This window comes from Curvibacter fontanus (genome assembly GCF_054780335.1).
The window spans coordinates 187,060-199,560 of record NZ_BAAGWN010000011.1; the positions used below are offsets into that span (position 1 = coordinate 187,060).

The 12,501-nt window shown below is 65.1% G+C and carries 12 protein-coding genes; 9 read left to right on the forward strand and 3 right to left on the reverse strand.

What is annotated here, in order from left to right:
- Positions 1-3 precede the first annotated feature (3 nt).
- Positions 4-318, reverse strand: coding sequence for a c-type cytochrome (locus tag ACYVH8_RS07020; RefSeq protein WP_460488164.1), 315 nt, complete (start codon positions 316-318; stop codon positions 4-6).
- Between the two features lie 96 nt (positions 319-414).
- The gene (locus tag ACYVH8_RS07025) at positions 415-1,695 is read right to left on the reverse strand and encodes a PQQ-dependent sugar dehydrogenase (protein ID WP_460488165.1); all 1,281 of its coding nucleotides are present in this window, start codon (positions 1,693-1,695) and stop codon (positions 415-417) included.
- 344 nt (positions 1,696-2,039) lie between these two features.
- On the opposite strand from ACYVH8_RS07025, the gene ACYVH8_RS07030 reads away from it, so the two are divergent.
- The 9 genes from ACYVH8_RS07030 to ACYVH8_RS07070 all read left to right on the forward strand — a co-directional run bounded on the left by ACYVH8_RS07030 (position 2,040) and on the right by ACYVH8_RS07070 (position 12,071).
- Positions 2,040-3,350 (forward strand): PQQ-dependent sugar dehydrogenase, encoded by a 1,311-nt coding sequence (locus ACYVH8_RS07030; protein ID WP_460488166.1) that lies wholly within the window; start codon positions 2,040-2,042, stop codon positions 3,348-3,350.
- A gap of 84 nt (positions 3,351-3,434) precedes the next feature.
- Positions 3,435-4,007 (forward strand): c-type cytochrome, encoded by a 573-nt coding sequence (locus ACYVH8_RS07035; RefSeq protein WP_460488167.1) that lies wholly within the window; start codon positions 3,435-3,437, stop codon positions 4,005-4,007.
- Between the two features lie 124 nt (positions 4,008-4,131).
- Positions 4,132-5,034: a pseudouridine synthase gene (locus ACYVH8_RS07040; protein WP_460488168.1), complete on the forward strand. Its 903-nt coding sequence runs from the start codon at positions 4,132-4,134 to the stop codon at positions 5,032-5,034.
- 240 nt (positions 5,035-5,274) lie between these two features.
- Positions 5,275-7,260, forward strand: a complete 1,986-nt coding sequence (htpG, locus tag ACYVH8_RS07045; protein WP_460488169.1) for a molecular chaperone HtpG — start codon at positions 5,275-5,277, stop codon at positions 7,258-7,260.
- Between the two features lie 220 nt (positions 7,261-7,480).
- The gene (locus ACYVH8_RS07050; RefSeq protein WP_460488170.1) at positions 7,481-8,245 is read left to right on the forward strand and encodes an ABC transporter ATP-binding protein; all 765 of its coding nucleotides are present in this window, start codon (positions 7,481-7,483) and stop codon (positions 8,243-8,245) included.
- A complete protein-coding gene (locus tag ACYVH8_RS07055; protein ID WP_460488171.1) occupies positions 8,242-8,946 on the forward strand; it encodes an ABC transporter ATP-binding protein in 705 nt (234 codons plus the stop codon). The genes ACYVH8_RS07050 and ACYVH8_RS07055 overlap by 4 nt, the downstream gene beginning before the upstream one ends.
- A 29-nt stretch (positions 8,947-8,975) precedes the next feature.
- Positions 8,976-10,193, forward strand: coding sequence for an ABC transporter substrate-binding protein (locus ACYVH8_RS07060; RefSeq protein ID WP_460488172.1), 1,218 nt, complete (start codon positions 8,976-8,978; stop codon positions 10,191-10,193).
- Between the two features lie 70 nt (positions 10,194-10,263).
- Positions 10,264-11,151 carry a branched-chain amino acid ABC transporter permease gene (locus tag ACYVH8_RS07065; RefSeq protein ID WP_460488173.1) on the forward strand — a complete coding sequence of 296 codons (888 nt, stop codon included), beginning with the start codon at positions 10,264-10,266 and terminating at the stop codon, positions 11,149-11,151.
- Positions 11,151-12,071 carry a branched-chain amino acid ABC transporter permease gene (locus ACYVH8_RS07070; protein ID WP_460488174.1) on the forward strand — a complete coding sequence of 307 codons (921 nt, stop codon included), beginning with the start codon at positions 11,151-11,153 and terminating at the stop codon, positions 12,069-12,071. The genes ACYVH8_RS07065 and ACYVH8_RS07070 overlap by 1 nt, the downstream gene beginning before the upstream one ends.
- Before the next feature lie 103 nt (positions 12,072-12,174).
- Here the strand turns inward: ACYVH8_RS07070 and ACYVH8_RS07075 are convergent, their stop codons facing one another.
- The gene (locus ACYVH8_RS07075) at positions 12,175-12,501 is read right to left on the reverse strand and encodes a tautomerase family protein (protein ID WP_460488175.1); all 327 of its coding nucleotides are present in this window, start codon (positions 12,499-12,501) and stop codon (positions 12,175-12,177) included.

The window sequence follows — 12,501 nt, forward strand, 5'->3', positions numbered from 1 at the left end:
ATCTCATTTCTCTTCCACCCGGATCTGCAGCGACGCGTACCACGCCGCCAGGTTGTCGATGTCTTCGTTGCTCAGGGGCTTGGCAATGACCGTCATCACCTCGTTGGCCCGTTTGCCATTGCGGAAATGCTTGAGCTGCTCGGCCAGGTAGACCTCCTGCTGCCCGGCCAGATGCGGCACGCCCGGCTGCATGGACAGGCCCAGCGGGCCATGGCACATGGCACACGCGGCCGCCGCCTTGGCCTTGCCTGCGGCCACATCCGCCTGCGCCGCCGCCGCCAGGGCCAGCAGCACTCCTCCCAGGATGAACTTGTTCATTCGAAACCTCCTCACTCAAAAAAACGGAGATCGCAGCGATCTCCGTCCGTCTCATGGCGCTGCACGGCACCGCCGTGCAGCGCACTGGCGCAACACTCAGTTGCTGTAGGTCACACGGTAGATCGCGCCCACGTAATCGTCAGAGATCAGCAGGGAACCGTCCTTCATGGGCGCCACGTCCACCGGGCGGCCCTTGTAGACCCCGTTGGCGTCCAGCCAGCCCTCGGCAAACACCTCGGAGGCGCCCGCCGTGCCGTCGGCCTTGATGGGCACAAAGTTGATCAGCGCGCCGCTGGGCTGGGTGCGGTTCCATGAACCGTGCGCGGCCACGAAGACCCCGCCCTGGTAACGGGCCGGGAACATCTTGCCGTTGTAGAAAGTCATGCCCAGCTGCGCCTGGTGCGCCGGGAACTCCACCTGCGGCTTGGTCCAGACCGCCGGCGCCTTCATGCCCTTGAGGTCCGGCGCAGCCGCCGTACCCGCAACCGGCACATTGTTGCCGTGGATGAACGGATAGCCGAAGTGCTCGCCCCCGGCCTTGGTGATGCGGTTGAGCTCACCCGGCGGGATCCCGTCGCCCATGCCGTCGGTCTGGTTGTCGGTGAACCAGACCGTCTTGTCGCGCGGGTTGATGTCCATGCCCACCGAGTTGCGCACGCCCATGGCCACCACCTCGCGCTTGGAGCCGTCGAAGGGGTCCATCCGGATCATGCCGCCGATGCCCAGCTTCTCGTACAGCGCCACCTTGCCCGCCGGTTGCACGTTGTAGGGCTGGCCCAGGGTGATGTAGAGCTTGCCGTCGTCACCGACGCGGCAGGTGCGCGCCCCGTGGTTGTAGGACTCCTCCTCTTCGGGAATCAGCTTGCCCTGCGGCACCACCTCGATCACCGCCACGTCCGGGCCCTCGTAGAAGAACTCGGCCGCGGGGAAATTGAGCACGCGGTTGTGCTCCACGACGATCAGGAAACCGTCCTTGGTCCAGCACACGCCATTGGGCACCTTGAAGTTCAGCGAAGGCGCGAAGGCCTTCACCTCGTCGGCCGTGCCGTCACCGTTGCGGTCGGTCACGGCCCAGACCTTGGTCTTGCGCGTGCCCACGAACAGCATATTGGTCGACGGCGCCACCGCCATGTGGCGCGCGTCGGGCACCACGGCATAGAGCTCGATCTTGAAACCCGGCGGCAGCTTCACGCTCTTGAGGTTGGCGCGGATGGCGTCCGCGTTGCGCCCGTCCTGCGGCACCGGTGGAATGTTGAGATCGGTCGTCGCGACCTTCATCTGCTTAAGGGTGGACAGGTTGTCCTTGCCCGACTGCGCACCTGCCGTGACAGCGAATCCCGCTGCCAGCAGGGCGACGCCCAGCTTGTTTCCGATCATGGCTTGCTCCTCTGGATGTTCTTGCTGTTGCACGACGCGCCGACCGGCGCTTCGTGCATTGCATTAAGCCGAGGCCGTCGACCGTCTGCAAGCCGCAGCGCAGCAAACCACGCGCCCTGTCAGGTTGTTGCGTGCGCGCAGGTCGCGCGAGGTGTCGCGATTTGAGTCACTCTGTCGCAGGGAGTGACAGCCCAGGCGACCTCTCATAAATCCTGCTTATATCGCTTAGTGCCTTGACTGCATGAAGCCCGGGTGGAAACCCTAGGCGATGCACCCGGGGGCCGGCATAGGATTTCAGATGGTCGATGCACAACAACCATAGCTTTTCCACGGAGACCCTCCCCATGACCCGATACACCATCCTCGCAGGCGCGCTGCTGGCCAGCCTGCTGAGCGCTTGCGCCACGTCCGAGCCGCCCGCAACGCAGGCCACGGCCCCCGCGCCACAGGTCTCGGCCGCCCAGCCGGCCGCAGCGCCCGTGCCGGCCCCGGCCCCGATGGCGACGCCGGCGCCCCAGGCCGCCGCCCCCGCCTGGCAGCAGGGCCGCCCGGCCAGCATGGCCGACTCCAGGCTGGCCCCGGTGGCCGGCAAGAACACCATGACGCCCGCCTCCGACATCCCGCTGGACAAGCTCAAGCTGCCGCCGGGTTTCAAGATCGAGATCTGGTCCACCGGCACGCCGGGCATCCGCGCCATGTCGCGCGGCGCCAGCGGCAAGATCTACGCCGGCACGCGCGGCCTCGGCCGTGTCTACGAAATCACCGACAAGGGCAAGGAGCGCACCAGCCGCGTGGTGGTCGACAAGCTCAACCAGCCGGCCGCGGTCATCCACAAGGGCAATCTCTACGTGATGGCGGTGGACAAGGCGCTGCGCTTCGACGGCATCGAGAAGAACCCCGGCGTGGCCCCGGTCGACATGACGGCCGCCTTCAAGCTGCCTCCGGAACAGCACCACAACTGGAAATACCTGCGTTTCGGCCCGGACGGCAAGCTCTACGTGCCCTTTGGCGCGCCCTGCAACATCTGCGTGCCCCCCACGGGTGAGTACGCCCAGATCCGCCGCTACAACGCCGACGGCACGGGCATGGAAGTCATCGCCACCGGCGTGCGCAACACCCAGGGCTTCGACTGGCACCCCGTCACCAAGCAACTCTGGTTCACCGACCACGGCCGCGACTGGCTGGGCGACGACGGCCCCGAGGACGAGCTCAACCGCCTGGGCAGGAAGGGCGAGTTCTTCGGCTTCCCCTACTGCCATGCCGGCGGCATCGCCGACCCGGACATCAAGAAGGCCGACGCCTGCAAGGGCGTGACCCTGCCGGTGCGCACCATGGGCCCGCACGCTGCCGCCATGGGCCTGCACTTCTATACCGGCAAGATGTTCCCGGCCAAGTACCGCAACATGGCTTTCGTCGCACGCAAGGGTTCCTGGAACCGCACCACCAAGATGGGCTATGACGTGGTCACCGTGAACGCCGATGCCCAGGGCCGCAACCCGGTGATGACACCCTTCATCACCGGGTTTGCCGACCCGGCCGCCAACACCTTCTGGGGCCGCCCGACCTACTTCCTGCAGATGCCCGATGGCGCCCTGCTGCTCTCCGACGAGCAACTGGGCGCGATCTACCGCATCTCGTACAGCGCCAAGAAGTAAGCCCTGGCCTGATTCCCGGCAAGCAGGGCCCCTGGCAACAGCGGCCCTGCTTTTTTCCGGCCATCGCTACACACTACCGACCCCATGCGCTTCATCTACACACTCCTCCCCACCCTGACCCTGCTGCTGGGCCCGGCCGCCGCACAGGCCCAGGCCCGGCCGCCCCGGCTCGAACTCTGCGCGGCCTGCCATGGCCCGCAGGGCAATTCACAGATCCCGCAAATCCCCTCATTGGCCGGGCAGCCGAAGATCTTCGTGGAGAACCAGCTGGTGCTGATCCGCGAAGGCCTGCGCGACATCCCGGCCATGAAGGGCGTGCTCGACGGCCTCAAGGACCCCGAGCTGATCGCCCTGGCCAAGTACTTCTCGGAACAAGTGCCCGTGCCTTTGGCCAGCACGGTCGATACCGAACGTTTCGAGCGTGGCAAGGTGCTGGCGCGCAGCATGCTGTGCGGCACCTGCCACCTGCCCGACTACAAGGGCCGCGAACAGATGCCGCGCCTGGCCGGCCAGCACGAAAGTTTCCTGCGCGCCGTCATGGAGGAATACCGCGACAAACCCGGCCCCGGGCGCGACACGGTCATGAACAATGCGCTGCACGGCCTGAACAACCAGCACCTGGACGATCTGGCCCACTTCCTGGCCAACCTCCGTTGACAAGGCGCCGTTCGGGCTGTCGAAGCCCCGCATGGGCGAACCGCAGCGTTTCGACCCTTCGTCAGGCGCAGGACAGGCCCAGCCCACGCGAACGGCAAGGCGAGGAACCTACAATCGGTTTCCGATGAAAGACACGCCAGCCAATCCCGCCGCGCCCACCCTGCGCCGCGCCCCGCGCCCCGAGGGCGCGCCCGCGCCCCAAGCCGGCGGCGCGGGCGCCACCAGCCGCATCAACAAGCGCATGGCCGAGCTCGGCCTGTGCTCGCGCCGCGAGGCCGACGCCTGGGTCGAGAACGGCTGGGTCAAGGTCAATGGGCAGGTGGCCGAGATGGGCCAGCAGGTCACGTCCAGCGACCGCATCGAGATCGACAAACAGGCCCAGAACCAGCAGGCCACGCAGGTCACCATCCTGCTCAACAAACCCATCGGTTACGTCAGCGGCCAGGCCGAGGACGGGCACGAACCCGCCGTGGTGCTGGTGCAGCCGCAAAACCGCTGGCGCGAGGACCGCGCGCCCCTGCGCTTCAACGGCGCGCAGCTGCGCGGCCTGGCCCCCTCGGGCCGGCTGGACATCGACTCCACCGGCCTGCTCGTGCTCACGCAGGACGGCCGGGTGGCGCGCCAGCTGATCGGCGAAGACTCGGTGATGGAAAAGGAATACCTGGTGCGTGTGGTCTACCTCGGCACGCCGGCCGCCGCCGCGGCGCCCACCCAGCTCACCCGCATCGACGACGACGACCCCGTCTCCACCCATGTGCAGGCCGTTTTCCCGAGCGCCATGCTGGCCAAATTGCGCCACGGCCTGAGCCTGGACGGCCAGGCCCTCAAGCCCGCCAAGGTGGACTGGGAGAACCCCGAGCAGCTGCGTTTTGTGCTGACCGAAGGCAAGAAGCGCCAGATCCGCCGCATGTGCGAACTGGTCGGGCTCAAGGTCGTGGGCCTGAAACGCGTGCGCATCGGCCGGGTCATGCTGGGCCAATTGCCTGTGGGCCAGTGGCGCTACCTGGCGCCGCACGAGAAGTTCTGAGCGGCGGCTTCACTTTTTCTCTCGCCCGCACAAGGCCGGGCCCAAGTGCCGCCGCTCATGTCCTCCGGCCTGCGGCCTCCGCCTTTATTTCGCTGCGCAGAGCGCCCGGTCCGCCTGATCCAGCGAACGCCACAAACGCCGGCCCCGCAACACGCAGCCCTTGAAATCCCGCACAACGCCCATAATTCACCGCTTCGCCGACCTGTCCGGCTCCCTTTTTTTGTACCGTTGTCTGATCCCATGAGCAAACAAACCCATTCCTTCCAGGCCGAAGTCGCGCAACTGCTGCACCTCGTCACCCACTCGCTGTACTCCAACAAGGAGATCTTTGTGCGCGAGCTGGTCTCCAACGCCTCGGACGCCTGCGACAAGCTGCGCTACGAGGCGCTGAACAACAGCGCGCTGTACGAAGACGCGCCCGAGCTGCGCGTGCGCATCAGCTTCGACAAGACAGCCAAGACTCTGACCATCACGGACAACGGCATCGGCATGAGCACGCAGGAGGCCATAGCCCACCTGGGCACGATTGCCAAGAGCGGTACGCGCGAATTCATGGGCAAGCTCGGCGCCGAGAAACAGGCCGACGCCAAGGAACAGGGCCAGCTGATCGGCCAGTTCGGCGTGGGCTTCTACTCGGGTTTCATCGTGGCCGACAAGATCACCGTGGAGTCGCGCCGCGCCGGCCTGAAGGCCGAAGAAGGTGTGCGCTGGATCAGCGGCGGCACCGGTGACTTCGAGGTCGAGGCCATCACCCGCGCCGAGCGCGGCACCAGCGTCATCCTGCACCTGCGCGAGGACGCGGGCGACTACCTGAGCAGCTGGAAGCTCAAAAGCATCATCGCCAAGTACTCCGACCACATCGCCCTGCCCATCCAGATGCGCAAGGAAGAGTGGAAGGAAGGCGAAAACGACCAGCCCGGCGAGATGGTCACCACCGACGAATGGGAAACCGTCAACAAGGCCAGCGCCCTGTGGAGCCGCCCCAAGAAGGACATCACGAAGGAAGAGTACGAGAACTTCTACCAGGCCATCAGCCACGACCACGAGGCACCGCTGGCCTGGAGCCACAACCGCGTGGAAGGCAGCACCGAATACACGCAACTGCTCTTTGTGCCGGCCAAGGCACCCTACGACCTGTGGAACCGCGACAAGAAGGGCGGGCTCAAGCTCTACGTCAAGCGCGTCTTCATCATGGACGAGGCCGAGGCCCTGCTGCCCAGCTACCTGCGTTTCGTCAAAGGCGTGGTGGACAGCGCCGACCTGCCGCTCAACGTGAGCCGCGAACTGCTGCAGGAAAGCCGCGACGTGCGCGCCATCCGCGACGGCAACACCAAGCGCGTGCTGAGCCTGCTCGAGACCCTGTCCAAACAGGATGTGCCCGCCGCCGACGCCAGCGAGGAAGACAAGGCCAATACCGGCAAATACAGCGCCTTCTACGCCGAGTTCGGCGGCGTGCTCAAGGAAGGCCTGGGCGAAGACTTCGCCAACCGCGAGCGCCTGGCCAAGCTGCTGCGCTTTGCCAGCACGCATTCCGTTCAGGCTGAGCCCGTCGAAGCCGGCGCAGACACTTCGACAAGCTCAGTGCGAACGGGTGGATTGACCTCCCTGGCCGACTACAAGGCCCGCATGAAAGAAGGCCAGGGGGCCATCTACTACATCACCGCGGATACCCTGGCCGCGGCGAAGAACAGCCCGCAGCTTGAAGTCTTCAAGAAGAAGGGCATCGAGGTGCTGCTCATGAGCGAGCGCGTGGACGAGTGGGCCCTGAGCCACCTGCCCGAGTTCGACGGCACGCCCCTGCAAAGCGTGGCCAAGGGCGCGGTAGACCTGGGCACCCTGCAGGACGAGGCCGAGAAGAAGGCCGCCGAAGAAGCCGCCGAGGCCTTCAAGCCCGTTCTGGCCAAACTCAAGGAAGCGCTGAAGGACAAGGCCGAAGACGTGCGCGTCACCACCCGCCTGGTCGATTCACCGGCCTGCCTGGTGGTGAAAGAAGGCGACATGAGCAACCAGCTCGCCCGCCTGCTCAAGCAGGCCGGCCAGAAGGCGCCGGACAGCAAGCCCGTGCTCGAAGTGAACCCCGAGCATTCACTGGTCAAAAAGCTCGACGGCTCGGTGCACTTCCACGACCTGGCCCACATCCTCTTCGACCAGGCCCTGCTGGCCGAAGGCGGGCTGCCTGAGGATCCGGCGGCGTATGTGAAGCGGGTAAATGCATTGCTGGTTTGACCCACGACGGAGCTGTCTCAATACGAAACAGCTCCGTAAGTGGTTCTACTGAGTTTTCATCGTTCAAAACCGCGTGACCAGCAACCGAACGCCAGGGCGAGGGGAAACACTCATGCCCCCTTGCACTGGCCCGTACTACCATTCATTTGAGTAACGATGATCGGGGCCTTCGGGTCACGATGCGAACGACAAATGGAGACCGGGCCACGGGCCCAATGGCATGAGTGCAGACATCATTCTCGAAACGCGCGAACTCACCCGGGAGTTCAAGGGCTTCGTCGCAGTGGACCACGTGAACCTCCAGGTCCGGCGCGGCTCCATCCATGCGCTGATCGGCCCCAACGGTGCAGGCAAGACCACCGTCTTCAACCTGCTGACCAAGTTCCTTCCCCCTACCTCGGGCCAGATCCTCTACCAGGGCGAAGACATCACGCACCGCGCCGCCGCCGAAGTGGCGCGCTCGGGCATGGTGCGCTCCTTCCAGATATCGGCGGTGTTCCCGCACCTCACCGTGCTGGAAAACGTGCGCGTGGGCCTGCAGCGCAAATTGGGCACCAGCTTCCATTTCTGGAAGCCCGAGTCCACGCTCTACGCGCTGAACGACCAGGCCATGACCCTGCTGGAATCGGTCGACCTCGGCAGCTTTGCCGGCACGAAGACGGTAGAGCTGCCCTACGGCCGCAAGCGTGCACTGGAGATCGCCACCACGCTGGCGCTGGACCCCGAGCTCATGCTGCTGGACGAGCCCACCCAGGGGATGGGCCACGAAGACGTGGGCCGCGTGGTCGATCTCATCCGCAAGGTCGCGGCCAACCGCACCGTGCTCATGGTGGAACACAATATGAACGTGGTCGCCGACCTGAGCGACACCATCACCGTGCTGGCCCGCGGCGCCGTGCTGGCCGAAGGGCCCTACGAGCAGGTCTCGAAAGACCCGCGCGTGCTCGAAGCCTATGTCGGCTCCTCCGAAGAGGAATCCGCATGAGCAAGGTTCTGTTGAAGATCGAGAACCTGCACGCCTGGTACGGCGAATCGCACATTCTGCACGGCGTGAACTTCGAGGTGCGCGAAGGCGAGCTAGTCACCTTGCTGGGCCGCAACGGCGCCGGCCGCACCACCACGCTCAAGGCCATCCTGGGCCTGACTGGCAAGCGCACCGGCACCATCGAGGTCATGGGCCGGGAGACCGTGCACCTGTCAACTAACCGCATCGCCCGCCTGGGCCTGGGCTACTGCCCCGAAGAGCGCGGCATCTTCTCCACACTCTCCTGCGAAGAAAACCTGCTGCTGCCGCCCAAGGTGGGCGAGGGCGGCATGTCGCTGGACGAGATCTACGAAATGTTCCCCAACCTCAAGGAGCGCCGCCACAGCCCTGGCACGCGCCTGTCGGGCGGCGAGCAGCAGATGCTGGCCATGGCGCGCATCCTGCGTTCGGGTGCCCAGGTGCTGCTGCTCGACGAGATCACCGAGGGTCTGGCCCCGGTCATCGTGCAGACGCTGGGCCGCGTGATCCGCGCGCTCAAGGCCAAAGGCCTGACCATCATCCTAGTCGAGCAGAACTTCCGCTTCGCCGCGCCGCTGGCCGACCGCCACTACGTGATGGAGCACGGCCAGATCGTGGCCACAGTGAACAAGGCCGCATTGAGCGAGAAGGCAGCCATGCTGCATGAGTTTTTGGGTGTGTGAGTTTTGACAACCATTTCTAGGAGACCAACATGAAACGCAAACTGATCGCCACCGCCGTGGCGGCCACCCTGGCCGGCACCTTTGGCCTGGCCCAGGCCCAGAAGCTGTCGGGCGACGCCGTCAAGATCGGCGTGCTGACCGACATGTCCGGCGTCTACGCCGACTACGGCGGCCCCGGCGCTGTGGCGGCCGCCAAGCTAGCCGTGCAGGACTTCGGCGGCAAGATGTTCGGCAAGCCCATCGAAGTGGTGAACGCCGACCATCAGAACAAGCCCGACATCGCCAAGAACGTCACCCAGGCCTGGTTCGACCGCGATGGCGTGGACATGACGGTGGAGAACCTGAACTCAGCCGTGGCCCTGGCCGTGCAAGCCCTGGGCAAGGAAAAGAACAAGATCACCATCGTCAATGGCGCCGCCTCCTCGCGCCTGACCAACGAAGACTGCGCCCCGGCCACCGGCATCCACTACCTGATGGACACCATCGCACTGAGCAATGTGGTGGGCAAGGCCATCGTGAAGGACGGCGGCAACACCTGGTACTTCCTGACCGCCGACTACGCCTTCGGCCATTCGCTGGAAAAGGACACCAGCGACGTGGTGAAGGCCGCCGGCGGCAAGGTGCTGGGCGCCGTGCGCCATCCGCTGTCCACCGGTGATTTCTCCTCCTTCCTGCTGCAGGCCCAGTCCAGCGGCGCCAAGGTGGTGGGCCTGGCGAACGCTGGCATGGATACAGTGAACAGCGTCAAGGCAGCGGCCGAGTTCGGACTGACCAAGAAGCAGAACCTGGCGGCGCTGCTGATGCTCATTACGGATGTGCATTCCATCGGACTGAATACCGCTCAAGGCCTGTACCTGACCGAAGGCTGGTACTGGGACATGAACCCCGAGACCCGTGCCTGGGCCGACAAGTACAGCAAGGTGATGAACGGTCGCAAGCCCAACTCCAACCACGCCAGCGTCTACTCGGCCACCCTGCACTACCTGAACGCCGTCAAGGCCGCCGGCACCGACGACACCGCTGCCGTGATGGCCAAGATGCGCTCCATGCCCATCAACGACATGTTCGCCAAGGGCGGCAAGCTGCGCGAGGACGGCCGCATGGTGCACGACATGTACCTGTTCCAGGTGAAAACGCCCGCCGAGTCCAAGGGCCCGTGGGACTACTACAACCTCAGGGGTACCGTGAAGGGTGACGACGCCTTCCAGTCCCTGGCCAACAGCCGCTGCGTTGCCATCAAGAAGTGATGCGCAGCTGATGTGACCGAACGGGCGGGCCCGCGCGTGCGGCCCGTCCGTTTCCCCGACCCGGATGAACATGTCTGAAATCTTTGGCGTCCCCATACAAGCCCTGATGGGCCAGCTCATGCTCGGGCTGGTCAACGGCTGCTTCTATGCCATGCTGTCGCTCGGCCTGGCCGTGATCTTCGGCATGCTCAATATCGTGAACTTCGCGCACGGCGCGCTCTACATGGTGGGCGCCTTCTTCGCCTGGATGCTGCTCAACTACGCCGGCGTCAATTACTGGTTCGCCCTGCTGCTGGCCCCGGTCGGGGTGGCGGCCATCGGCATCGTCATCGAGAAGACCATGCTGCGCTGGCTGCATCAGTTGGACCACCTCTACGGCCTGCTGCTGACCTTCGGCCTAGCCCTGGTGTTGGAGGGCATCTTCCGCGAGTTCTATGGCTCCTCGGGCCTGCCCTACGAGCTGCCCGCGCTGTTCCGCGGCGTGTACGACCTGGGCTTCATGATGCTGCCCAAGTACCGCGCCTGGGTGGTGGTGGTGTCCATCGTGGTGTGCCTGTTCACCTGGTACGTCATCGAGAAGACGCGCCTGGGTGCCTACCTGCGCGCCGGCACCGAGAACCCGAACATGGTCAAGGCCTTCGGCATCAACGTGCCGCTGATGGTCACCCTGACCTACGCCTTCGGCGTGGGCCTGGCCGGCCTGGCCGGCGTGATGGCCGCGCCGATTTATCAGGTGAGCCCGCTGATGGGCTCCAACATCATCATCGTGGTGTTCGCGGTGGTGGTGATCGGCGGCATGGGCTCCATCCTCGGATCCATCCTCACCGGCCTGGCGCTGGGCCTGATCGAGGGCCTGACCAAGGTCTTCTACGCCGAGATTTCGAGCACCGTGGTCTTCATCATCATGGCGATTGTTTTGCTGGTGCGACCCGCAGGCCTCTTCGGCCGGGAAAAATAATGAAGAAGTCTGCCCTCCTCTACAGCGCCCTGTTGCTTGCCCTGCTGGTGGCCCCCTTCGTGGGCTACCCCATGTTCCTGATGAAGCTGCTGTGCTTCGCCCTGTTCGCCTGCGCCTTCAACCTGCTGATCGGTTTCACCGGCCTGCTCTCCTTCGGCCACGCCATGTTCTTCGGTTTCGCGGCCTATGTCTCGGGTCACGCCGCCAAGGTCTGGGGCCTGACGCCCGAGTTGGCCATCCTGGCCGGCACGCTGAGCGCCACCGTCATCGGCGTCGTCACCGGCTGGCTGGCCGTGCGCCGCCAGGGCATCTACTTCGCCATGGTCACGCTGGCGCTGGCGCAGATGATCTACTTCATCTGCGTGCAGGCGCCTTTCACCTACGCGGAAGACGGCATCCAGAGCATCCCGCGCGGCTCTCTCTTCGGCCTGATCGACCTGCACAACGACCGGGTCATGTACTACGTGGTGCTGGCGCTCTTCGTGGGCGGCTTCGCGCTGATCTACCGCATCATCCACTCACCCTTCGGCCAGGTGCTCCAGTCCATCCGCGAGAACGAGCCGCGCGCCCTCTCGCTGGGCTACAACGTGGACCGCTACAAGCTGCTGGCCTTCGTGCTCTCGGCCACGCTGGCCGGCCTGGCCGGCGCCACCAAGGCCATCGCCTTCGGCATCGCCACACTGACCGACGTGAGCTGGCAGATGTCCGGCGAAGTGGTGCTGATGACCCTGCTGGGCGGCATGGGCACCATCCTGGGCCCGGCTCTGGGCGCGGGCGTCATCATCACCATGGAGAACTACCTGGCCGACCTCGGCTCCTGGGTCACCATCATCATGGGCGGCACCTTCGTGGTCTGTGTGCTGCTGTTCCGCCGCGGCATCGTGGGCGAGATCGAGCACCGGCTGCTGAAGAAGCCCTGAGGGCTGCGCCCGGGAAAAACAAAACCGCCTGCGGGCGGTTTTTCTTTGATATCGGAGGGACGCCGTCAGCGTGGACGTGTGCTTTCCCTCCTGGCTTTCAGTGTCAACTCCCGGCTTGCTTCGACGACTGGACGTGATCCGCATAGGCCACGCCATGGCCCAGCGACCAGTCCATGCGCGTGTTCTCCACGAGCGCGATCATGACGTCATCGGGGCGGAACCCCGCCTCGACGGCGCGCGCGGTCAGCCGTTTGTAGAGCTGCCGCTTCTGCCCATCCGTACGTCCCTGGAGAAAAGTGATCTCCACGATGCAGCCGTCTTGAGATCGGTTCACGCCCCCGAAGGCGGGATCAAGAATCATCTCCTCTGCGTCAAAGCGCGCCAGCAGCTGGAAGAGGTCATTGGCCGGCACGTTGCAGGTGCTGACCAA

What these genes read in the sequence shown, in the direction of transcription:
- ACYVH8_RS07020 (WP_460488164.1), bottom strand. Translation starts at nt 318, where the DNA reads ATGAACAAGTTCATCCTGGGAGGAGTGCTGCTGGCCCTGGCGGCGGCG.
- ACYVH8_RS07025 (WP_460488165.1), bottom strand. Translation starts at nt 1,695, where the DNA reads ATGATCGGAAACAAGCTGGGCGTCGCCCTGCTGGCAGCGGGATTCGCT.
- ACYVH8_RS07030 (WP_460488166.1), top strand. Translation starts at nt 2,040, where the DNA reads ATGACCCGATACACCATCCTCGCAGGCGCGCTGCTGGCCAGCCTGCTG.
- ACYVH8_RS07035 (WP_460488167.1), top strand. Translation starts at nt 3,435, where the DNA reads ATGCGCTTCATCTACACACTCCTCCCCACCCTGACCCTGCTGCTGGGC.
- ACYVH8_RS07040 (WP_460488168.1), top strand. Translation starts at nt 4,132, where the DNA reads ATGAAAGACACGCCAGCCAATCCCGCCGCGCCCACCCTGCGCCGCGCC.
- htpG (WP_460488169.1), top strand. Translation starts at nt 5,275, where the DNA reads ATGAGCAAACAAACCCATTCCTTCCAGGCCGAAGTCGCGCAACTGCTG.
- ACYVH8_RS07050 (WP_460488170.1), top strand. Translation starts at nt 7,481, where the DNA reads ATGAGTGCAGACATCATTCTCGAAACGCGCGAACTCACCCGGGAGTTC.
- ACYVH8_RS07055 (WP_460488171.1), top strand. Translation starts at nt 8,242, where the DNA reads ATGAGCAAGGTTCTGTTGAAGATCGAGAACCTGCACGCCTGGTACGGC.
- ACYVH8_RS07060 (WP_460488172.1), top strand. Translation starts at nt 8,976, where the DNA reads ATGAAACGCAAACTGATCGCCACCGCCGTGGCGGCCACCCTGGCCGGC.
- ACYVH8_RS07065 (WP_460488173.1), top strand. Translation starts at nt 10,264, where the DNA reads ATGTCTGAAATCTTTGGCGTCCCCATACAAGCCCTGATGGGCCAGCTC.
- ACYVH8_RS07070 (WP_460488174.1), top strand. Translation starts at nt 11,151, where the DNA reads ATGAAGAAGTCTGCCCTCCTCTACAGCGCCCTGTTGCTTGCCCTGCTG.